Raw genomic sequence first — 20,727 nt, forward strand, 5'->3', positions numbered from 1 at the left:
CGCCCGCCGCGCCACGCTCGGGCCGGGCCGGCGTCACACCTCGCTCAGCCGCCGCGTCGCCAGCTCCGCGTACAGGGTCGCGCCGTCCGCCAGCACCGCATCGTCGAACTCGGCGAGCGGCGAATGGTTGTTGGGGCTGCGCTCGTGGTCGGCACCGGCCGGCGGTGCGCCGAGCAGGATCATCGCACCCGGCACCTCGGCCAGCACGCGGGAGAAGTCCTCCGCGCCCGCCAGCGGCTGCGTCATCGGCGCGAAACGCTCCTCGCCCAGCACCTCGCGGACCGCGTCCGCCGCGAAGTCCGCCTCCCCGTGGTCGTTGACGGTCACCGGGTACACCTCCGTGAAGTCCGCGTCCACCCCCACCCCGTAAGCCGCCGCGATGCCCCGGCACACCTCCACCGTGCCGTCCTTGACCCGCGCCTGGGCGGCGTCCGAGAAGCTGCGGACGGTCGCCTCGAAGACCGCGGTCTCCGGGATGACGTTCTGCTGCGTGCCCGCGTGGAACGTGCCCACCGTCAGCACCACCGGATCGAAGACATCGAAGGTACGGGTGATCCACGCCTGCAGCGCCGTCACCATCGCACACGCCGCCTGCACCGGGTCCTTGGCCCGGAACGGCATCGAGCCGTGCCCGCCCTCGCCGCGCACGGTCACCCGCAGCACATTGGACGCCGCCAGCGCCGGGCCGCCACGGGTACGGAAGACGCCGCTGGGCAGGCCCGCGGAGAGCACATGGAGCGCGTACGCCGCCGCCGGCCGCCGCCCCGCCGCGTCCAGCAGCCCCTCCTCCAGCATGTGCCGCGCACCGTCGTGGCTCTCCTCGCCGGGCTGGAACATGAACAGCACATCGCCCGCGAGCCGGTCGCGGTGCGCGCTGAGCAGCTTGGCCGCGCCGGCCAGCATCGTGGTGTGCAGGTCATGGCCGCAGGCGTGCATCCGGTCGTTGTCGGCGGCGAAGTCCAGGCCGGTACGTTCGGCGACCGGCAGCGCGTCCATGTCCCCCCGCAGCAGCACGACCGGGCCGGGCCGCCCGCCACGCAGCACCGCGGTGACGGAACTGAGCCGCTCACCGGTGCTGACCTCCAGCGGCAGGCCGTCCAACTCGGCCAGCACCGCCTCCTGCGTACGGGGGAGGGTGAGCCCCGTCTCGGGGATCCGGTGCAGCGAGCGGCGCAGCCGTACGAGGTCGTCGGAGAGGCTGCGGGCGTCGTCGCGGAGGTTCACGGGTGCTCCCTTCAGGCGGGGAACTCCCCGCGCTTGATGGCCGTGACGAATGCATTCCACTCGCCGGCGGGAAAAATGAGCGCCGGACCGCCCGGGTTCTTGCTGTCACGGACGGGGACGAGGCCGTGGGGGGTGGTGAGGGCGCGGGTGAATTCGAGGCACTGGCCGCCGTCGCCGCCGCTGTGGGAGGACTTGACCCAGGCGTAGTCGCGGGTGAATTCGAGGCAGGCTCCGCCGTTACCCTCGCTGTAGGAGGACTTGACCCACTTGGCGGCTGCCAGATTCAAGTCGGGGCTCACGTTCTGTACTCCTTCAACAGAGTCTTGATCGCGGTCAGCGATTCGTCCGGGGACAACGCATTCGCCCTGAGGAGATCGTAGTCATCCAGAGCGTCGTCGACCATTTGTGCGGAGTCGTGCATCTTGGCCCCTACCCGGGTTTCCGCGTACAGCACGGTGGGGGAGTTGGGGAAGCGCAACACGATGAAGGGCATCGTGCACGTGGCCGGGATGCCCACCGAGAACGGCATGACCTGGAGTTCCAGGTGAGGCGACGCGGCTGCCTCCAACAGATAGCCAAGCTGCCCGGCCATGACCTCGGCGCCCCCGACGACGCTTCGCAGACACGCCTCGTGGAGGATGACCCACAGCAACGGCGGGCTGTCCCGCTCGAACACCTCCCGCCGCCGTAGCCTTGCGGCAACCTTGTCCTCGATCGCCTCCGCACTGGCCCGAGGATTGGATACGCGGAAGACGGATCGTGCGTAGTCCTCCGTCTGGACAATTCCCGCTACGAGGTTCGTCTCGTAGGTCAGGATCCGCGACGCCTTCCGTTCCAAGTTGAGGTACGGGACGAACCAGCTCGGGTGTTCTCCGTCGTTGATCCTCCGTAGCAGCCCGGCGAATAACTCGCCCGTGCCGAAGGCGGTGTCGCAGCCCTTGGCGAACTTCTCGCTGGGCCGGGGCAGCAACGTCCCGGATTCGACCTTGCTGACGTACCCCTCGGAGTAACCGGTGGCCGTGCCCAGGTGCTTCTGTGTGAGCTTGCGGGCCAGGCGTACTTGTCTGACGTCACGACCGAAGCGCTGAAGGGGGTTCAAGTGCTCGGATGGGCTGTTCTCGTCCAACGCTCTGACCTCTCGTCATGTGGATGCGCAGCGCAAACACGGCAGGCCGATGTCTTGAACACTCTGGTTCAAGCAGCCCAATTCTATTGGCTGTTGCGTTGTCCGCGTGACCGAATGACTACATCCGGTTACCCGTAACGAGCCCCCAGGAGACTGGCCATGACAGACCCAACCGACACCGCCCGGCTCCTGCCGCCGCCGACCCCCGACGGCAAGCGCTGCCTGGTCGTAGGCGACGGCACCGGCTACGTGTCCCGAATGGCCGACAACCTTGAAGAGGCCCAGCTCGGACTGGCCGCCGAACTCATCGACGAGTCGCGCCGCATCCCCGGCGCACGCCGATGGACGCCCGGCGAAATCCACCTGCTGGCCGTCGAGTTGACCGACGCACTCGCCCAGGTGCACCACGTCGCGAAATGCCGGGGCCCGCGCCGTTCCTGAACCGCCCGCCCGGTCACACGCGGTCGGTCAACGCGCCGTCCGGTCCAGCTGCGCCATATCGGCCTCCGTCAGGGCGATGCCGGCCGCCCCCAGGTTCTCGTCGAGATGCGCGGGCGACCCCGTACCGGGGGTGGGCAGCAGCACAGGGGAGCGGTGCAGCAGCCAGGCCAACGCGATCTGCCCGGTAGTTGCCCCGTGCCGGGCGGCGACCGAAGCGAGCGCCTCACCCAGCGCCTTACCCGTACCGTCCGCCAACGCGCCATTGCCCAACGGGAACCACGGCAGGAACGCCGTGCCGTGCTCCTCGCACAGCTTCAGTACGTCCTCCGAGGCGCGGTCCATCAGGTTGTAGCGGTTCTGGACGGACGCGATGGGGGCCAGCTCCCGCGCCCGCCGCAGCTCCGCCGCGCTGACGGAGTCCAGCCCGATGTGCCGGATCTTGCCCTCCCGCTGGAGTTCGCACAGCGCGCCCAGCTGGTCGGCCATCGGCACCTCCGGGTCCAGCCGGTGCAACTGGTAGAGGTCGACGGTCTCGGTGCGCAGCCGGCGCAGGCTCGCCTCGCACATGGCGCGCAGCCGCTCCGGTCGTCCCTCGATGTGCCAGACGTCGGGACCGGTCCGCACCACCCCGCCCTTCGTCGCGATCACCAACCCCTCCGGGTACGGATGCAGGGCGCGCGCCACCAGCTCCTCGGCCACGTCCGGGCCGTAGTTGTCGGCGGTGTCGATCAGCGTGACCCCACGCTCCACGGCCTGCCGCAGCAGGGCGACGGAGCGCTGCGCATCGTCGTGCCGCGGCCCCCAGTAACCCGGCCCGACGAGCCCGCCGGTCCCGAACCCCAGCCGCCGGACCGGAAGCTCCCCGCCGATGGAGAAACTCACGTCGCGGTCGCGGTCGCGGTCGCCGCCGCGGCTGCGGCTGCGGTCACGGTCGAAGGCGTCGACGGTCTCAGCGTTCATAATGCTGAGCCTAGAGCGGTGCGCGGTTCGTAAGATCGCCCGGTGCCCGCTGACATATCACTCTTCGCCCTGACCCTGCTCTGCCTGGCCGCGCTCGCGGCGGGCTGGATCGACGCCGTGGTGGGCGGTGGGGGACTGCTGCTGCTCCCCGCTCTGCTGGTCGGCCTCCCGCACACGCCCGCCGCCTACGTCCTGGGCACCAACAAGTCCACCGCCATCGTGGGCACCACCGCCGCCGCGGTCACCTACGTCCGCAAGGCGCCCATCGACCTCCGTACGGCGCTGCGCATCGGCCTCGCCGCGGTCGCCGGTTCGCTGGCCGGGGCGTTCTTCGCGGCCGGTATCAACAGCGAGGTGCTCCGCCCGCTGATCATGGCGGTGCTGCTGGCGGTGCTCGCGTTCGTCCTCCTCCGCCCGGCCTTCGGGACCGCCCCCGCGCCGTCGGGGCCGGTCACCCGGCGGCGGGTGCTGGCGGCGGCCCTCGTCGCGGGCCTGGGGATCGGCTTCTACGACGGCCTGATCGGGCCGGGAACGGGTGCGTTCCTCGTCATCGCGCTCGCCGCCGTACTGCACATGGACCTGGTCACCTCGTCCGCCACCGCCAAGGTCGTCAACGTCTGCACCAACATCGGTGCACTGACCATGTTCGCGATCCAGGGCACCGTGCTGTGGCAACTCGGTGCCCTGCTCGCGCTGTTCAACCTCGTTGGGGGGATGGTCGGCGCGAAGATGGCGCTCAAGCGCGGCGCCGGGTTCGTCCGCGGGGTGCTGGTGGTCGTGGTCGTCGCCCTGCTGTGCAAGCTGGCGTACGACCAGTGGCTGGCGGTCTGAGGGCAGGGCGCGGCCCGCGGGACTCCGGCCGCGCCGGCGCGCCGCGCACCGCCCTCGCGGACCCGGCCTACCGGCCGGGCCTGCGGGCCCGCAGCGCCTTGCGGTAGTCCTCGACCCCTTCCCCGACCGATTCCATGCGCTCGCGCATGCCACGGTTCGTGCGGCGTTCCACGAGGGTCCGCAGGACGAAATCAGGGGAGAACCCGCCGCCGAAGCCGTCCGGGGTGTTGGAGCGGATCAGCGGCTCGTTGGTGAAGGGCGACGAGTCGTCGTCGGAGTGCCGGTACGTCCAGCGGCACGGCCAGAGCCGCAGTGCGGTCTGACCGACGTATCTGACCGCGCCCTCGAAGAACTCGTCCTCGCCCGCCGCCTCAAGTGCCGCGAGGCCGTCGAAGCGGTCCAGCACCAGCCGTTCCAGTGCCGTGAGCGAGTCCAGCGAGTGGTCGAAGGGGAAGTCGTCGGGCAGAAGGGCGCTCCGCCACCGGTCCAGTGCGGCGTCCATGGGGGCCAGCCACGCATCGAGGCCCCGGCGGGACTCCTCGCTCGCATGCAGGCGGTCGTCCTCCACGTACCACTCCGGAGTCTCGGGCTCCGCCGAGGGCATCCCGTCACGGACCCAGTTCCCGAGATCCACCGGCATCGGCAGGCCGAACTCCTCCAGGCCCTGGGCCTGTTCGGGTGTCAGCAGCAGCCACCAGGCGTCATAGGAATCCTCGTCCAGCTGCCAGAAGGCCCGTGGATCGTCGTTTCCGGGCACGACGTCGCCGATGGCCTCCATGGCGGCGTTCCAGTCCATGTAGCGGGTGCTGTCGGAGAGGTGCTCCGTCCTGTGCCAGATCGACCGGCCGTTGCGCCGGAAGTGCAGGTACTCGTCCGCCTCCCCCTCCTCGTTCTCGACCTTCACCAGCTCGACGTCGTCGACCACCACCGAACCGCCCGAGCACGCCGCCGCCTCCGTCAGCAGCTCCGCATATCCCTCCTCGAGATCGCCATCCACCTTTTCGGGCGTCTGGAAGCCGAGGCCGCATTCGCCGACGAGGAAGGTCAGCTCTTCGACGTCCTCGAATTCCTCGTCGGGGTCCATGCCGATCTCGGCGGCCTCCGCCAGGCCGGCCGTCGCCTGTTCCTCCGTCGCGATGCCCAGTCGGACCAAGGTCTGCGCAAATCCGTTGAGTGTGAGGGGTGTTGAGTCGCTCATGACAGCACCCTCACACATTCCGGTCGCCGCCAAGGGGGGATCGGCTCGTCAGGCCGGGGAGTTCCCGGTGTTCAGGATCATCTGCCGGAGCACCTTCAGGGCGGTGACGTAGTCGGTGTCGCTGATGCCCTGGTGGATGCGGTCGCGGATGGCCGGCGTCCGTCGCTTGAGGTCCGCTCGGGCCTGGTCCCCCGCCTCGGTGATCCACAGCCGCTCCTCGGCGTCCCGGGTGAGCCAGCCGCGCTCCAGCAGGAGTTCGGACTCGGCCGCCAGATCGTCCTCGGGTCGAAGGTAGGAGCTCATGGCCTGTTGGAGTTCGGGAATGGTCATGCCCTGACCGTCGGGCGAGATGTCGTTCTTCGACAGGTTGCGCAGCAGCCAGTACTGGGGCTGGGTGAAGCCGAGCTCGGCCTGCCGGGCCCGGGTGAACGCGATGAGGGCCTCGTAGGCCACCCCGGTCCAGTACGCGGCGGGCTGTGTGGCGAGTTCGGCGTCGGAGAGGTGATGGGTCGTCATGTCGGGTGCCCCCTTGAACGGTCGCGTGAACGGTCACTGGTATGAGCGGCACCGTAGAACCTGAAGTTGACTTGAGGTCAAGGGGGGCGGAACGGGCCGGGCCGGGCCCCGACCTCAGAACCGGCAGTGGTACATCCGCGCCATGTCCCGCACCTTGGGGAGCTTCGCCCAGGCCCGGGCGCCGAGTCGGTAGGCCGCCGGCAGCTTCTCGATACCCGGGACCTCCAGGGCGCTGACGTTCTCGACGATCTCCAGTCGCGGGCTCAGTGCGGCGATCCCCGCGGCGTCGGTGCCCCAGTGCAGGCGGGCGCCGGCCTTCACGACGGTCCTGTTGATCCACTGCGCGCGGATGGCGAACGGGCTGAAGGCGTCGAAGGCCAGCTCACCGCTCGGCGCGTGGGCCATCAGCCGCCGCAGCAGCGCCGTGCCGTCCTCCTCGGTCAGATACATCAGCAGCCCCTCGGCCACGATCATCGTCGGCCGGTCCGCCGGAATGCGTGCCATCCAGGCCGGGTCGGTCACCGACGACGGGATCATGGTGTATCCGGGGCGCTCGGGGTAGAGCTGCTTGCGCAGCTCTATGACCTGGGGGAAGTCGACGTCGAACCAGCGCACCCCTGGGCCGGGGTTCATGCGGTGCACGCGGGTGTCGAGGCCGCAGCCCAGATGCACCACCGTCGCCTCGTCGTGGCGTGCGAGGAAGCCGGACGTCCAGACGTCCAACTGCCGGGCGCGCAGCGCGACCGCGGCCGCGTCGCCGGAGTTCAGCCGCATCTTCCGGAAGTCGTAGTCGAGCCGCCGGACGGTGTCGAGGGCCATGGTGTCACCGAGGATCGGCCGCTTCGAGCGACTGTCCGCGGCGCGGCCGTAGAGCGTGGCGAGGAGGGTCTCCGGTGCCCCGGTCAGCTGGACCTTGGGGCGCGGACTGGGGCTCTGACTGGGGCTCTGACTGGGGCTCTGGCTGGGGCTCTGGCTGGTACGCGGACTGGTCATGCCCCAGAGACTACATAACATTCAGAAAAATGTGAATACTCGAAAGTCGCCCGGTGGCGGGTCCGGTCGAGCGTCGTCGAGGGGCTGTTGAGCGAGAGGTTCGACGACTACACTCCGAGGGAACTGATTACTCTCCGTAATCGTTGCCGGATATGGAAGGAGGCGCCGGGCGAGGCAGCGCGAGGTGAAGGGGGCAGCGCGCGGTCAAGAAGGAGGCGTCGAGCGAGGTGGCGCGAGGTCAAGGGGGGCGCGAAGTCAAGAAGGAGGCGGCGCGAGGCCAAGGGGGCAGCGCGAAGCCAAGTGGGGCGTAGCAAGTCAAGTAGGGCGCAGGAAGCCAAGTGGGGTGCAGCACAAGGCGGCTAAGGCGGCTACGACTACTTCCGCGCTGCCCGCGCCCCTTGCCCTGTCCCTTGCCCCGCCCCGGCGCCCGCTCCCGCCCCCGCCGGGACCGCCCGGTGGACTCGTGCCGGCACTTCGGTCACGGCCGTGAGCAGTACCGCCGAGTCCTCGATGGCCAGCAAGCCGTGCCGCTCGTGCGGGATCGCGGCGACTTGACCCGCCTTCAGCTCCTGGCCGCCGCCTGGCCCGGTCAGCCGGACGCGCCCGTGCAGCACCTGCAGGCTCGCTGCCGGTGGCGCGTTGTGCTCGTCCAGCGCGGCGCCCGCGATCAGCGCGATCACGGTCTGCCGCAAGGGTCCGTCGTGCAGGAACAGGTGGGCGCTGCGCCCGTGGGCGGAGGCCCGGGCGTCGTCGAGTTGGTAACGGGTGAGTGTGGAGAGGTCGTCCATGATGCTGCCCTTTCGCATCCGTGGCGGCGGGCTCGGCGGGCTCCCTCTCCATCGTTGCCGTTGCGCGGGTGGACGCAACCGGGGAATCGGCCCCGGGCGTCCGGGTGCATACCGGTGCAGGGCGGCCCGTCACTTACGCGATGATCATCGCGGTCCGTACGATGCGGCCCGGGACGGTCCCCATGACACGTCCCGGCGTCCCCCGCCCCCACTGCGAACGTCCCCCACTGCGAACGTCCCCCACTGCGAACGCCCCCCACTGCGAAGGATGCGCCACCGTGGCCGACCCCACAGCCCTGAGCGAACCGTCCGAACCGTCCGGACCGCCCGGACCGGCCGGGCAGGGCACAGGATTCCTGACCGTCATGACGACCACCGACAGCGAGGAGAAGGCCGAACGGCTGGCGCGCGGGGCGATCGCGGCCAGGCTCGCCGCCTGTGCGCAGATCAGTGCGCCGGTGACCTCGGTGTTCCGCTGGGACGGCGCGGTCGAGACCAGCCGGGAGTGGCAGGTCCTGTTCAAGACGACGCAAGCGCGCTACGCGGAGCTGGAGGGCCATCTCCTCCAGGCGCACGACTATGACACCCCCGAGATCATCGCCACCCCGATCACTCGCGGCGGCGCCGACTACCTGTCGTGGGTCGCAAAGGAGACGAGCTGACGTGGCACGGGACAACGGTATGACTCCGGGCAACGACGACCGGGCGGCAGGTAACGGCAACGTGGCTCCGGGTCGCCACCAAATGGCGCCGGGTCACAGCGGTATGGCCCCGGGTGACGACGGTATGGCGCCGGGTGGCGACGGTATGACGCCGCGCGACACTGTCATGACACCGCGTGACATTGCCATGGCGCCGCGCGATGTTGCCATGGTGCCGGGCGATGTTGCCATGGTGCCGGGCAGCGCCCGCGTGGCCGCGGGCGGCAACGGCGGGGCGCCGGCCGGCACGGAGCGAGGGGAGGCCGTGCGGCGTACCCGGCGGCGCTGGACCAGGGCGGCGACCGCCGCGCTCGGCATGGCCATGTGCCTGGTCACCGCCCCGCTCGGCCATGCCTCCGACGGAGTCCCGGGCACCAAGGACAGCAGCCGGCCGCACCCCGGTCCGGTCTTGGGCAGCCGGGACGCCGCCGCCTACTGGACACCCGAGCGGATGGCCGCCGCGGCCCCGGCCGACGACGCGGCCCCGACCGACGAGGCTCCCCCGGCCGACGGCGACTCCCCGGACCAGTCGTCGCCCGCCGCCCCGCCGGAAGAGGGCACGCCGAGTCAGTCCCCGACGACTCCGGACGGAGCGGACGCACCGAGCCAGTCGCCCACCACCGCGGCCGGAGGGGACACGCCGAGCCAGTCGCCCACCACCGCGGCCGGAGGGGACACGCCGAGCCAGCCGCCCGCCGCCCCGCCCGGCAAGGACACGCCGGATCAGTCGCCCACCACCCCGTCGCCCACCACCCCGCCCGCGTCCGGCAGTCCGGACCGGCCCAGCGACTCCGCCGCGGCCCAAGCCCCGGCCACCGCCCGGCACTTCGACGGCATCCCGTCCGTGGGCGTGCTGTTCTCCGTCGACAAGGACGCCCGCGCGCACCACTGCACCGCCAGCGTGGTGCACAGCCGGCACCGCAACCTGATCCTCACCGCCGGACACTGCAACCCCGGCGCCCGCGCCGCCTTCGTCCCGCAGTACCGTTCGGGCGCCCAGACCCAGCCGTACGGCGTCTGGGCGATCACCAAGTCCTTCGCCTACCCCGAACGCGGCACCACCGGCGACAAGGCCGACCTCGACTTCGCCTTCGCCACCGTCGCCCCCGCCGAGGACGGCCGCTCCCTGGAGGAGGTCACCGGCGGCAACATCCTCACGGCGACGCCCGGTTACGCCAACGACGTCACCGTCATCGGCTACCCCAAGGTCCGCAACGACCCGGAGGACCGCGCCGTGCGCTGCGACACCCGCAGCTCCCGGCTCGCCGGTACCCGTCAACTCCGCATGGAGTGCGGCGGCTTCGCCGCGGGAACCTCGGGCGGCCCCTGGCTCACCGACCTGGACGAGGAGACCGGGACCGGCCGGATCATCGGCCTGATCGGCGGCCTCAACGGCGGCGGCCCCAAGGGCCCCGACCACGACCGGATCTCCTACAGCCCGTACTTCGGGGGCAAGATCCTCGCCCTCTACACCCGCGCGTCACAGGCGTGATCGACGGTCCTCGTAGTCCGCGGGGACTTGTGGTCCACGGGGGCCTCGCAGTCCACAGGGCCTCGTAGTCCACAGGGCCTTGTGGTCCGCGGGGCTTCGTAGTCCATGACAGGCGGTGCGGGCTTCGGGGAAATTCGCTTCGAGCGTTGCCCCGGTGCCTCTACCGTGGCGCGGTGACGACTCAGGTGATCGTGCTCAACGGTGGTTCCAGCTCGGGGAAGTCCGGGATCGTCCGGTGTCTGCAGGCGGTCCTGCCGGATCCGTGGCTGGCCCTCGGGACGGACACGCTGGTCGAGGCGATGCCGGCGGCCATGCAGGAGTCGGACGCCGGCATCGAGTTCGCTCCGGACGGCGAGGTGATCGTCGGGCCGGAGTTCCGAACGCTGGAAGCGGCGTGGATCGAGGGGGTCGCCGCGATGGCCCGTGCGGGAGCCCGGGTCATCGTCGACGAGGTCTTCCTCGGCGGAGCGGGCTCACAGCAGCGATGGCGGAAGGCCTTGGGCGGACTGCGGGTGCTGTGGGTCGGCGTCAGGTGTGACGGCGCGGTCGCCGCGGGCCGTGAGGTCGCACGAGGCGATCGGACCATCGGGATGGCCGTGTCCCAGGCGGATGTGGTCCACCGGGGCGTGGTCTACGACCTGGAGGTGGACACCGCGCAGGCCGAGTCGATGGAGTGCGCACGGACCATCGCCGTACATGTCGGGTGATCCACGTGATCTCCCTGATCCACGTGATCTCCGTGATCTCCGTGATCTCCGCGATCCACTATCCCTATTGCCTGTCGGTGCCGGGCTCGTCCTTCGGGTCGGCCCCGGCTCGCAGCGCCTCCGCCACCCCCGTCTCGCGCGGCCCGAGGAAGTGCGGATCGGGGCGCAGCAGGGCATCCGCCGCCGCCTTCCCGGCCGCGAAGATCTCCCGGACACCGCCGTACGCCCAGGTCACATCGCGCTTGGCGGCCACCCCGACCCCGTACGAGTCGATGCCGGCCGCCGCGCACAGCGACAGCGCACGCCGGATGTGGAAGCCCTGGCTGACCAGTACCGCCCGGTCGACGCCGAAGATCCGGTGGGCGCGGCTGCAGGAGTCCCAGGTGTCGAAGCCCGCGTAGTCGCTGACGATCTTCCGGGCCGGGACGCCGTGGCGCAGCAGATACGCGCGCATCGCGTCCGGCTCGTCGTAGTCGCGCCGGCTGTTGTCGCCGGTGACCAGGACCGCGCGGACCGTGCCACGGTCGTAGAGCTCGGCTGCCGCGTCCAGCCGGTGGGCGAGGTACGGGGACGGTTCGCCGTTCCACAGGCCCGCGCCGAAGACGATGGCGACCGGCGCGGCGGGCGCGTCGGCGACGCTGCGCACCCGGGGACCCCCGGTGGCGTTCATCCACGTCGCGGGCGCCAGGGCGAGCACCGTCGCGGCCACCGACACCTGGTACGCGCGGCGCCATTCGCGCCGGGTCCGCGGCAGCCGCACACGGCGCACCCCGCCCCGTATCCGCTGCATCAGCGCTCGCATCCGCCGCCCCTGTCCCCGATCGCATCCGATCACGTCCGGTCGTGATCGATCCTGCAGGCTGCGACGCCCACCGGCCGGTGATGGTTGCACCGGGGGCCTGACCGGTGAGGGGCGCCACGGGGGCCTGGCATCGTGGCAGGAGAAGCACCGAGCCCGCAGAGGAACGCGTCACCATGGCCATCGAGCCCGGAGAGGATCGCGTCACCATGGCCACCGAGCCCGGAGAGGATCGCGTCACCATGGCCACCGAGCCCGGAGAGGAACGCGTCACCATGACCACCGAGCCCGAGCGGCTGCCGTTCTTCGTCTACGGAACGCTGCGCCCCGGCCAGGCCAATCACGCCCGCACCCTGCGCGGCCGCACCGCGCGCGAGGAACCGGCCCGTATCGGTGGCGCGCTGCTCTACGACGGCCCCGGATACCCCTACGCCGTCACCGGGCCCCCGGACGCGGTGGTGCACGGTGCTCTCGTCCTGCCCCGCGACGCCGACTACGACGAGGTGTGCGCGACGCTGGACCGGCTGGAGGACTACGTCCCCGGTGCCCCGCGGAACCTCTACGAGCGGGTGGTCACCGAAGCCGAGTGCCCGGACGGCAGGTCCGTACGAGCCTGGGTCTATCTGGCCGCCGAGCCGCTCGCCGCCCGGCTGCGCGCCACCGGCACGCCCGTCGACGGCGGTGACTGGCTGCGCGGCACGGCGGCGCACTCCCGGTAGCCGCGCGCATTCCCCGTAGCCGCGGCGCGATCCCCGTGGCCAGGGGACGGTGCCGCCCCGGCGCCGGCGGCCGCACCGCGGATAGCCTGGACGAACAACTCCTTCCGGACCGGCGATCGCTCCGGGGCGGGCGGCTCCTCCGGGCCGGCGGCCCTCGCGTACCGGGCCTCCTTCCGTACCGCAGAACAGGTGTGACCGCGTGGCTTCCTCCCCGTCCCTCCCCCCGTACGCTCCCTCCGCCGCGACCGCTCCCGGTCCGTGGCCCAAGGCGGAGCTGCATCTGCACATCGAGGGCACGCTGGAACCCGAGCTGGCCTTCGCGCTCGCCGAGCGCAACGGCGTCACGCTGCCGTACGCCACCGAGGACGAGCTGCGCCGCGCCTACTCCTTCGCCGATCTGCAGTCCTTCCTGAACCTCTACTACGCGCTGATGGCCGTACTGCGCACCGAGGACGACTTCGCCGACCTCGCGGACGCCTACCTCGCCCGCGCCAAGGAGCAGGGCGTACGCCACGCCGAGATCTTCTTCGACCCGCAGGCGCACACCTCCCGCGGCGTCCCGGTCGGCACGGTCATCGACGGGCTGGCCCGCGCGCTGGACCGTGCCGAGGAGACCTACGGCATCAGCACCCGCCTGATCATGTGCTTCCTGCGCGACGAGAGCGCCGAGTCGGCCCTGGCGACCTTCGAGGCGGCCCGCCCGTACCTGCACCGGATCACCGCCGTCGGCCTGGACTCGGCCGAGGTCGGGCACCCGCCGGCCAAGTTCAAGGAGGTCTTCGCGCTGGCCCGCGAGGCCGGGCTCCGGTGCGTGGCGCACGCGGGGGAGGAGGGGCCCGCCGCGTACGTGTGGGAGGCCCTGGACGTCCTCGGGGTGGACCGGATCGACCACGGCGTGCGCTGCATGGAGGACGAGCGGCTGGTGGCCCGTCTGGCGGCGGAGCAGGTGCCGCTGACGGTCTGCCCGCTGTCGAACGTGCGGCTGCGGGTCATCGACGACCTCGCCGACCACCCGCTGCCCGCGATGCTGGACGCCGGGCTGCTGGTGACCGTCAACTCCGACGACCCGGCCTACTTCGGCGGCTACGCGGACGACAACTTCACCGCCGTACGCGACGCCCTCGGTTTCGACGCGGAGACCCTGCGCACCCTCGCCCGCAACTCCTTCCGGGCGTCCTTCCTCGACGAGGCGACGCGCGAGAGGTATCTGGCCGAGGTCGACGCGCACGCCACGAGCGCGTGACAACGGGGAGCGCGCACCGAAACGGCGCAGGTCACAGGCGGCGCACACCCCCCGCACGGTCCCGCCGCGCGCACACCCGGGGCGGCCCCGGCGGCAGCCGTACGGAACACGGAGTTACCCGCGGGGAAACGGCACCGCAACGACCGGGTGCCACGCTCGGGCCATGACGGCGCCGATACCGCATTCGTCCTCCCACCGGTCTCCCACTGCCGCCGGGCCGCTCGGCGCGGGTGATCTCGCCGCCGAGATCACCGCCCAGCTCAGCACCCGGCTGTGCGGCGTCCGGCTGCGCGGCCGCCGCCACCCCGGCGCGGCCGCGCCGACGCTCGTCGCCGTGGCCCACGGCAGCCGTGACCCCCGCGCGCTGCCCGCCGTGCGGGCCCTGCTCGACCGGGTCCGCGCGCTCCGCCCAGGCCTGCCCGTGCGGCTCGGCAACATCGAGCTCGACCGGCCGCTGCTCGCCGACACGCTCGCGGAGCTGCACGGCGAGGCCGTCCTCGTACCGCTGCTCTTCGGCCGTGGCCATCACGTCACCCACGATCTTCCTGACGCACTGGCGGCCGCTCCTCATCTGGCGGGCCGGATCGCCGAGCCCCTCGGCCCGCACCCGCTGCTCGCCGAGGCGCTGCACGGACGCCTGCTGGAGGCCGGATTCGCCGCCGGCCGGGGGAGCACGGCCGTGGTCCTGGCCGCCGCCGGCTCCCGGGCGGCGCGTTCCACCCAGGACACCGAGCACATCGCGCGGCTGCTCTCCGAGCGGCTCGGCGGCCTCCCCGTCCTGCCCGCCTACGCGTCCGCCGCCGCCCCCACCGTCGCCGAGGCCGTCCGGGAGCTGACCGCCCGCGGCCACGACCGGATCGCCGTCGCCGGCTGCTTCACCGCGCCCGGCCGCTTCGCCACCCAGTGCGCGGCGGCCGCCCCGGGTGTCGCCGCCGCGCCCCTGGCCGACCACCCCGCATTGGCCCGTCTGGTGCTGCACCGCTACGACCAGGCGCTCCTCGCGCGTACCGGATCCGGCTCCGAGAGCCCCAGGGCGGCTACCGTCGCTGTATGACGGGCACACCACCCGGGACACCACCGGGCGCACGACCGACCATCCCCGGCTACCACCCGGCCGACACCGAGCGCTGGGTCCCCGAACCCGACAAACGGCCGGGGCGCACCGCCTTCCAGCGCGACCGCGCCCGGGTGCTGCACTCCGCCGCGCTGCGCCGGCTCGCCGGCAAGACCCAGGTGGTCACCCCGGGCGCGCACACCCACGCCTGGGACGCCACTCCGCGCACCCGGCTGACCCACTCCCTGGAGTGCGCCCAGGTCGGCCGGGAACTCGGCGCCGCTCTCGGCTGCGACCCGGATCTGGTCGAGACCGCCTGTCTGGCGCACGATCTCGGCCACCCGCCGTTCGGGCACAACGGTGAGCAGATCCTCAACGAAGTCGCCGCGCCCTGCGGCGGCTTCGAGGGCAACGCCCAGTCGCTGCGGCTGCTCGCCCGTTTGGAGCCCAAGCGGTTCGTGCCCGCCCCGGACGGCGGGGCGCTCAGCGTCGGACTGAACCTCTCGCGCGCCGCCCTCGACGCCGCCACCAAGTACCCCTGGCCGCGCGGCGGGCACCCCACCGACCCCGCCTCGGTGAAGTTCGGGGTCTACGCGGACGACCTGCCGGTGTTCGAGTGGTTCCGGCAGGGCGCCCCCGACGGGACGCAGAGCTTCGAGGCGCAGGTCATGGACTGGTCCGACGACGTGGCGTACTCGGTGCACGACGTGGAGGACGGGCTGCACGCCGGGCACCTCGACCCCAACGTCCTGCTCGCCGACGCCGAGCGCGCCGAGATCTTCGCGGTCGCCGGTGAGCGCTATGCGCCCGGCGCCGGACCCGAGGAGCTGGCCGCGGCACTGGACCGTCTCCTGGAGCAGGAGTGGTGGCCGCACGGCTACGACGGCTCGGCGCTCGCCCAGGCCCGCCTCAAGGACGCCACCAGTCAGCTGATTGGCCGCTTCTGCCTGGCGGCCGAGGGCGCGACCCGGGCGCAGTGGGGGAGCGGGCGGCTGACCCGGTACGGGGCCGAGCTGGTGGTTCCGGCCGAAACGCGGCTGGAATGCGCCGTTTTGAAAGCGGTCGCCGACCGGTACGTCATGCAGCGCCCCGACCAGGAGGTGCTCCGGGCGGACCAGCGCGTCGTGATCGCCGAACTCGCCGAGGCGTTGCTCGCCCGCGCCCCCGACGGCCTTGATCCGCAGTTCCGTTCGCTCTTCGACGCGGCCCCCGACGACACCGCCCGTATGCGCGCGGTCATCGACCAGATCGCCTCCTTGACGGACACCTCGGCCCGCTCGCTGCACGCCCGGCTCACCCGACGCCCTGGTTACGCAGGGGACAACCGGGGGTGACCCTAGGGGGGAAGCCCCTCTTCCCCCCTCACGCTCCGTGCGGGACGCTCGAAGCCGACCGTTCTCGAAGTCGATCGTTTTCGAACGGGGAATCCCGACAGGACCGAACGGGAACCCCGACCACACCACTCACATCTACGGGGGAAGCAACCGGCATCTACGGGGGAGCAGACCGGGGGTACATCGGGGGCGTTTACGGACGCGGACGCGGACGTACGGCACCGCAACGAGGAGGAAGCAAGTGGTCGACGCACACCAGACGTTCGTCATCGTCGGGGGTGGCCTGGCCGGAGCGAAGGCCGCGGAGACGCTCCGCTCGGAAGGCTTCACCGGCCGGGTGATCCTCATCTGTGACGAGCGCGACCACCCCTACGAGCGGCCCCCGCTGTCCAAGGGGTACCTGCTCGGCAAGGACGAGCGCGACAGCGTCTTCGTCCATGAGCCCGCCTGGTACGCCAAGGCGCACATCGAGCTCCATCTGGGCCAGCCCGCCGTCCACCTGGACCCCGCGGCCAAGACCGTACGCCTCGGCGACGGCACCCTGATCGCCTACGACAAGCTGCTGCTGGCCACCGGTGCCGAGCCGCGCCGCCTGGACATCCCCGGCACCGGCCTGGCCGGCGTGCACCATCTGCGCCGCCTCGCGCACGCCGAACGGCTGCGCGGCGTCCTGGCCTCCCTCGGCCGGGAGAACGGACACCTCGTCATCGCCGGCGCCGGCTGGATCGGCCTGGAGGTCGCCGCCGCCGCGCGCACCTACGGCGCCGAGGTCACCGTCATCGAAACCGCCCCCACCCCGCTGCACGGCGTCCTCGGCCCCGAACTCGGCGGCATGTTCACCGAACTGCACCGCGAACACGGCGTCCGCTTCCACTTCGGTGCCCGCCTCACCGAGATCGTCGGCCAGGACGGCATGGTGCTCGCGGTGCGCACCGACGACGGCGAGGAGCACCCCGCCCACGACGTGCTCGCCGCGATCGGCGCCGCCCCGCGCACCGCCCTCGCCGAACAGGCCGGCCTGGACCTGGTCGACCGCGGCGCCGGCGGCGGCATCGCGGTGGACTCCTCGCTGCGCACCTCCGACCCGTACATCTACGCCGCCGGCGACGTGGCCGCCGCCGACCACCCCGTCCTGGACACCCGCCTGCGCGTCGAACACTGGGCCAACGCCCTCAACGGCGGTCCGGCCGCCGCCCGCGCCATGCTCGGCCAGGACACGAGCTACGACCGCATCCCGTACTTCTTCTCCGACCAGTACGACCTCGGCATGGAGTACTCCGGCTACGCCCCGCCCGGCTCGTACACCCAGGTGGTCTGCCGCGGCGACGTCGCCAAGCGGGAGTTCGTCGCCTTCTGGCTCGGCGCGGACGGACGGCTGCTCGCCGGGATGAACGTCAACGTCTGGGACGTCGCCGAGACCGTCCAGCAACTGATCCGCTCCGGCGCCCCGTTGGAGCCCGGCGCGCTGGCCGATCCGGAGGTTCCGCTGGAGTCGCTGCTCCCGTAGCGTGCGTCCATGACGCAGAGCCCCACTGGCCCCGCCGTTCCCACGGGTCCCGCCGACCACGCCGACCACGCCGGCCGCTCCGGAAGCGCCGCCTCGGACCTCGTCACCTTCGACGACGTCAAAGACGCCGCCCGGCGGCTGGCGGGCGTGGCACACCGCACGCCCGTGCTGCGCTCGCGCACCCTCGACGCGCTGGTCGGCGCCGAGGTCCACCTCAAGTGCGAGAACTTCCAGCGCGTCGGCGCCTTCAAGTTCCGCGGCGCCTACAACGCCGTCTCACGGCTGGCACCCGAGCAGCTGGCCCGCGGCGTGGTCGCCCACTCCTCCGGCAACCACGCCCAGGCCGTCGCGCTCGCCGCCCGGGAACTCGGCAGTCACGCCGTCATCGTGATGCCCGAGGACGCCCCGGAGTCCAAGGCCGAGGCCACCGCCGGCTACGGCGCCGAGATCGTCCGCTACGACCGCTACACGGGCGACCGCGCCGCCATCAGCCGCCGGCTCGCCGAGGAGCGCGGCCTGGCCCTCATCCCGCCGTACGACCATCCGCACGTCATCGCCGGCCAGGGCACCGCGGCGCTGGAGCTGATCGAGGAGACCGGCCCGCTCGACGCGCTCGTGGCCCCCGTCGGCGGCGGCGGGCTGATGGCCGGCTCGGCCCTCGCCGCCACGGCTCTGGCGCCCGGCATCCGCATGATCGGCGTCGAGCCGGAGGCCGGCGACGACACCCGCCGCTCCCTGGCCGCCGGCCACCCCGTCACCATCCCCGTCCCGCGCACCATCGCCGACGGCCAGGCCGTCGAGAGGCCCGGCACCCTGACCTTCGCCGTCAACCGGCGGCTCCTGGACTCGGTCGTGCTGGTCGGCGACGACGAGATCCGCGGTGCCATGAAGTTCGCCTTCGAACGCCTCAAGATCGTCACCGAGCCCAGTGGCGCCAGCGGCCTGGCCGCCCTGCTGGCCGGCCGCGTCGCCCCCCTTCCCCCGCGCGTCGGCGTGATCGTCTCCGGCGGCAACATCGGCCTGGACCGCTTCGTGGAGCTGCTGGGGTGAGCGGCGGCGAGGACGGGGCCGCCGCCGCGCCGCCGGACACCGCCCGGCAGCGGCCTGCGGCCGGGACTGTCCGACCCCGGCCGTAGAATTCACGCGTGGCAGGCAGGATCAACGATGACGATGTGAAGGCGGTACGGGACGCGGTCCCGATCGACGCCGTCGTGGCCGAGTACCTCCAGCTCCGCAACGCCGGCGGCGGCAACCTCAAGGGACTGTGCCCCTTCCACGACGAGAAGTCCCCGTCCTTCCACGTCAGCCCCGCCAAGGGCCTCTACCACTGCTTCGGCTGCCAGGAGGGCGGCGACACCGTCGACTTCATCATGAAGATCGACCACCTCTCCTTCGCCGAGACCATCGAGCGCCTCGCCTCCCAGGCCGGCATCACGCTGCGCTACGAGGAGGGCGGCTACACCCCCGGCCGCCAGCAGGGTGAGCGCACCCGTCTGGTGGAGGCCCACAAGGCCGCCGCGCAGTTCTACGTCGAGCAGCTGGACGGCCCCGAGGCCGAGATCGCCCGGAAGTTCCTCGCCGAGCGCGGCTTCGACCAGGCCGCCGCCCAGCACTTCGGCGTCGGCTACAGCCCGGCCGGCTGGGACCACCTCACCCGCTTCCTGCGCGGCCGCGGCTTCACGGACAAGGAACTGGTCCTGGCCGGCCTCTCCCAGGAGGGCCGCCGCGGCCCCATCGACCGCTTCCGCGGCCGCCTGATGTGGCCGATCCGCGACATCGCCGGCGAGGTCGTCGGCTTCGGCGCCCGCAAGCTCCGCGACGACGACAACGGCCCCAAGTACCTCAACACCCCCGAGACCCCCCTCTACCGCAAGTCCCAGGTCCTCTACGGCATCGACCTCGCCAAGAAGGAGATCGCCAGGACCAACCGCGCGGTGGTCGTCGAGGGCTACACGGACGTCATGTCCTGCCATCTGGCCGGCGTCACCACCGCCATCGCCACCTGCGGCACGTCCTTCGGCGAGGGCCACATCAAGATCCTCCGCCGGCTGCTGATGGACAACTCCGGCTCCGAGGTCGTCTTCACCTTCGACGGCGACGCCGCAGGTCAGAAGGCCGCCCTGCGCGCCTTCGAAGACGACCAGAAGTTCGCCGCCGAGACCTCCATCGCCATCACCCCCGGCGGCATGGACCCCTGCGACCTGCGGCTCGCCAAGGGCGATGCGGCCGTCGCCGACCTCGTCGAGTCCCGCACCCCGCTCTTCGAGTTCGCCCTGCGCCATGTCGTCTCGCGCCACAACCTCGACACCACGGTCGGTCGCGCCGCCGCCCTCGACGAGGCCGCCCCGATCGTCGCCCACATCAAGAACAGCTCCATCCAGCACGAGTCCGCCGTCCAGCTCGCCGGCATGCTCGGCATCCTGGACACCCAGTTCGTCGTCCGCCGGGTCAGCCAGCTCGCCCGCTGGGCCCGCGAGCGCGGCCGCGACGGCGCCGGCCCCGACCAGGGCCGCCAGCAGCGCCGCGGCCCGGCCCCCGGGCCCGAGCAGCCCGGCCCCGCACCCGGCCCGCGCGGCCCGGCGCTCAACCTCCGCAGCCCGGCCCACCGCGTCGAGCGCGAACTGCTCAAGCTCGCCCTGCAGCGCCCCGACCTGGTCTCCCCGGCCTTCGACGCCTACGGGGCCGACGAGTTCACCGCGCCGCCGTACGCCGTGGTCCGCCAGTGCATCGAGGACGCCGGCGGGGCGACCGCCGGCGCCGCCGACAGCGGGTACGTCCCCCGGGTGCGCGACGTCGCCCCCGACGACACCGTCCGCGCCATGGTCACCGAACTCGCCGTCGAACCGCTGCACACCCGTCGCGAGCCCGACGAGGCCTACGCCGGCGTCCAGTTGGTCGCCGTCCGCCTGGCCGCCGTCAACCAGCGCGTCACGGAGATCCGCGGCACCCTCCAGCGCCTCGGCCCCCGCGCCGACCCCGAGCACCTGGCCGCCGTACAGAACGAACTGTGGGTCCTCCAGCAGTACGGCCAGTCCCTCCGCGAACGCGGCTACGCGGCGCTGTAGGTCTCCGCACGCGGCGCCGCGGGCGACGC

Annotated in this window: 21 protein-coding genes; 12 read left to right on the forward strand and 9 right to left on the reverse strand. The window is 72.1% G+C overall.

The window, feature by feature from the left end:
• Positions 1-33: 33 nt before the first annotated feature.
• Genes AC0680_RS22940 through AC0680_RS22950 form a run of 3 tightly spaced genes read right to left on the reverse strand, consistent with a single transcriptional unit; the run spans position 34 to position 2,350 of the window.
• Positions 34-1,224 carry a M20 metallopeptidase family protein gene (locus AC0680_RS22940; RefSeq protein ID WP_478631708.1) on the reverse strand — a complete coding sequence of 397 codons (1,191 nt, stop codon included), beginning with the start codon at positions 1,222-1,224 and terminating at the stop codon, positions 34-36.
• Between the two features lie 11 nt (positions 1,225-1,235).
• Positions 1,236-1,523, reverse strand: coding sequence for a DUF397 domain-containing protein (locus AC0680_RS22945; RefSeq protein WP_478631711.1), 288 nt, complete (start codon positions 1,521-1,523; stop codon positions 1,236-1,238).
• Entirely contained in the window at positions 1,520-2,350 is an 831-nt protein-coding gene (locus AC0680_RS22950; RefSeq protein WP_478631714.1) for a helix-turn-helix domain-containing protein, read from the reverse strand. The genes AC0680_RS22945 and AC0680_RS22950 overlap by 4 nt, the downstream gene beginning before the upstream one ends.
• 159 nt (positions 2,351-2,509) lie before the next feature.
• Here AC0680_RS22950 and AC0680_RS22955 point away from each other — a divergent pair, with 159 nt between their 5' ends.
• Positions 2,510-2,791, forward strand: a complete 282-nt coding sequence (locus tag AC0680_RS22955; RefSeq protein WP_478631717.1) for a hypothetical protein — start codon at positions 2,510-2,512, stop codon at positions 2,789-2,791.
• 27 nt (positions 2,792-2,818) lie between these two features.
• Here AC0680_RS22955 and AC0680_RS22960 read toward each other — a convergent pair whose 3' ends face one another.
• A complete protein-coding gene (locus AC0680_RS22960) occupies positions 2,819-3,751 on the reverse strand; it encodes an aldo/keto reductase (RefSeq protein WP_478631718.1) in 933 nt (310 codons plus the stop codon).
• A gap of 42 nt (positions 3,752-3,793) precedes the next feature.
• Here AC0680_RS22960 and AC0680_RS22965 point away from each other — a divergent pair, with 42 nt between their 5' ends.
• Positions 3,794-4,582, forward strand: coding sequence for a sulfite exporter TauE/SafE family protein (locus AC0680_RS22965; RefSeq protein ID WP_478631720.1), 789 nt, complete (start codon positions 3,794-3,796; stop codon positions 4,580-4,582).
• A gap of 67 nt (positions 4,583-4,649) precedes the next feature.
• Here AC0680_RS22965 and AC0680_RS22970 read toward each other — a convergent pair whose 3' ends face one another.
• The 4 genes from AC0680_RS22970 to AC0680_RS22985 form a co-directional block, all read right to left on the reverse strand.
• Positions 4,650-5,780 carry a hypothetical protein gene (locus AC0680_RS22970; protein ID WP_478631721.1) on the reverse strand — a complete coding sequence of 377 codons (1,131 nt, stop codon included), beginning with the start codon at positions 5,778-5,780 and terminating at the stop codon, positions 4,650-4,652.
• A 48-nt stretch (positions 5,781-5,828) separates the two neighbouring features.
• Positions 5,829-6,296, reverse strand: a complete 468-nt coding sequence (locus tag AC0680_RS22975) for a MarR family transcriptional regulator (RefSeq protein WP_478631723.1) — start codon at positions 6,294-6,296, stop codon at positions 5,829-5,831.
• A 114-nt stretch (positions 6,297-6,410) separates the two neighbouring features.
• Positions 6,411-7,289 (reverse strand): class I SAM-dependent methyltransferase, encoded by an 879-nt coding sequence (locus tag AC0680_RS22980; protein ID WP_478631725.1) that lies wholly within the window; start codon positions 7,287-7,289, stop codon positions 6,411-6,413.
• Positions 7,290-7,663: 374 nt separating this feature from the next.
• Positions 7,664-8,077, reverse strand: a complete 414-nt coding sequence (locus AC0680_RS22985) for a cupin domain-containing protein (RefSeq protein WP_478631728.1) — start codon at positions 8,075-8,077, stop codon at positions 7,664-7,666.
• A 365-nt stretch (positions 8,078-8,442) separates the two neighbouring features.
• Here AC0680_RS22985 and cutA point away from each other — a divergent pair, with 365 nt between their 5' ends.
• The 3 genes from cutA (at position 8,443) to cpt (ending at position 10,977) form a co-directional block, all read left to right on the forward strand.
• The gene (gene cutA, locus AC0680_RS22990) at positions 8,443-8,739 is read left to right on the forward strand and encodes a divalent-cation tolerance protein CutA (RefSeq protein WP_478632033.1); all 297 of its coding nucleotides are present in this window, start codon (positions 8,443-8,445) and stop codon (positions 8,737-8,739) included.
• Positions 8,740-8,905: 166 nt separating this feature from the next.
• Complete coding sequence (locus AC0680_RS22995; protein WP_478631729.1) at positions 8,906-10,270, forward strand: trypsin-like serine peptidase; 1,365 nt, start codon at positions 8,906-8,908, stop codon at positions 10,268-10,270.
• A gap of 173 nt (positions 10,271-10,443) precedes the next feature.
• Positions 10,444-10,977: a chloramphenicol phosphotransferase CPT gene (gene cpt, locus AC0680_RS23000; protein ID WP_478631732.1), complete on the forward strand. Its 534-nt coding sequence runs from the start codon at positions 10,444-10,446 to the stop codon at positions 10,975-10,977.
• 64 nt (positions 10,978-11,041) lie between these two features.
• Here the strand turns inward: cpt and AC0680_RS23005 are convergent, their stop codons facing one another.
• A complete protein-coding gene (locus AC0680_RS23005; protein WP_478631733.1) occupies positions 11,042-11,779 on the reverse strand; it encodes a SanA/YdcF family protein in 738 nt (245 codons plus the stop codon).
• A 272-nt stretch (positions 11,780-12,051) separates the two neighbouring features.
• On the opposite strand from AC0680_RS23005, the gene AC0680_RS23010 reads away from it, so the two are divergent.
• The 7 genes from AC0680_RS23010 to dnaG all read left to right on the forward strand — a co-directional run bounded on the left by AC0680_RS23010 (position 12,052) and on the right by dnaG (position 20,698).
• Positions 12,052-12,495, forward strand: coding sequence for a gamma-glutamylcyclotransferase family protein (locus AC0680_RS23010; protein ID WP_478632035.1), 444 nt, complete (start codon positions 12,052-12,054; stop codon positions 12,493-12,495).
• A 199-nt stretch (positions 12,496-12,694) separates the two neighbouring features.
• Positions 12,695-13,738, forward strand: coding sequence for an adenosine deaminase (locus AC0680_RS23015; RefSeq protein WP_478631734.1), 1,044 nt, complete (start codon positions 12,695-12,697; stop codon positions 13,736-13,738).
• A gap of 163 nt (positions 13,739-13,901) precedes the next feature.
• Positions 13,902-14,792, forward strand: a complete 891-nt coding sequence (locus tag AC0680_RS23020; protein WP_478631736.1) for a sirohydrochlorin chelatase — start codon at positions 13,902-13,904, stop codon at positions 14,790-14,792.
• A complete protein-coding gene (locus AC0680_RS23025) occupies positions 14,789-16,126 on the forward strand; it encodes a deoxyguanosinetriphosphate triphosphohydrolase (RefSeq protein ID WP_478631739.1) in 1,338 nt (445 codons plus the stop codon). Before AC0680_RS23020 ends, AC0680_RS23025 begins: the two co-directional genes overlap by 4 nt.
• Positions 16,127-16,367: 241 nt before the next feature.
• The gene (locus AC0680_RS23030; RefSeq protein ID WP_478631741.1) at positions 16,368-17,633 is read left to right on the forward strand and encodes an NAD(P)/FAD-dependent oxidoreductase; all 1,266 of its coding nucleotides are present in this window, start codon (positions 16,368-16,370) and stop codon (positions 17,631-17,633) included.
• Between the two features lie 9 nt (positions 17,634-17,642).
• On the forward strand, positions 17,643-18,683 hold the full coding sequence (locus AC0680_RS23035) for a threo-3-hydroxy-L-aspartate ammonia-lyase (RefSeq protein ID WP_478631744.1): 1,041 nt from the start codon (positions 17,643-17,645) through the stop codon (positions 18,681-18,683).
• A 95-nt stretch (positions 18,684-18,778) separates the two neighbouring features.
• Positions 18,779-20,698, forward strand: coding sequence for a DNA primase (gene dnaG, locus AC0680_RS23040; protein WP_478631747.1), 1,920 nt, complete (start codon positions 18,779-18,781; stop codon positions 20,696-20,698).
• Positions 20,699-20,727: the final 29 nt, after the last annotated feature.

It is taken from the genome of Streptomyces sp. NPDC043738, from assembly GCF_056436545.1.

Bases quoted from the DNA above. Each gene is read 5' to 3' on its own strand.
- AC0680_RS22980 (WP_478631725.1), bottom strand. From the start codon at position 7,289: ATGACCAGTCCGCGTACCAGCCAGAGCCCCAGCCAGAGCCCCAGTCAG.
- AC0680_RS23025 (WP_478631739.1), top strand. From the start codon at position 14,789: ATGACGGGCACACCACCCGGGACACCACCGGGCGCACGACCGACCATC.
- AC0680_RS23005 (WP_478631733.1), bottom strand. From the start codon at position 11,779: ATGCGAGCGCTGATGCAGCGGATACGGGGCGGGGTGCGCCGTGTGCGG.
- AC0680_RS22955 (WP_478631717.1), top strand. From the start codon at position 2,510: ATGACAGACCCAACCGACACCGCCCGGCTCCTGCCGCCGCCGACCCCC.
- AC0680_RS22975 (WP_478631723.1), bottom strand. From the start codon at position 6,296: ATGACGACCCATCACCTCTCCGACGCCGAACTCGCCACACAGCCCGCC.
- AC0680_RS22970 (WP_478631721.1), bottom strand. From the start codon at position 5,780: ATGAGCGACTCAACACCCCTCACACTCAACGGATTTGCGCAGACCTTG.
- AC0680_RS22960 (WP_478631718.1), bottom strand. From the start codon at position 3,751: ATGAACGCTGAGACCGTCGACGCCTTCGACCGTGACCGCAGCCGCAGC.
- AC0680_RS23020 (WP_478631736.1), top strand. From the start codon at position 13,902: ATGACGGCGCCGATACCGCATTCGTCCTCCCACCGGTCTCCCACTGCC.
- cutA (WP_478632033.1), top strand. From the start codon at position 8,443: ATGACGACCACCGACAGCGAGGAGAAGGCCGAACGGCTGGCGCGCGGG.
- AC0680_RS23035 (WP_478631744.1), top strand. From the start codon at position 17,643: ATGACGCAGAGCCCCACTGGCCCCGCCGTTCCCACGGGTCCCGCCGAC.
- AC0680_RS22995 (WP_478631729.1), top strand. From the start codon at position 8,906: ATGACACCGCGTGACATTGCCATGGCGCCGCGCGATGTTGCCATGGTG.
- AC0680_RS23010 (WP_478632035.1), top strand. From the start codon at position 12,052: ATGACCACCGAGCCCGAGCGGCTGCCGTTCTTCGTCTACGGAACGCTG.
- AC0680_RS22985 (WP_478631728.1), bottom strand. From the start codon at position 8,077: ATGGACGACCTCTCCACACTCACCCGTTACCAACTCGACGACGCCCGG.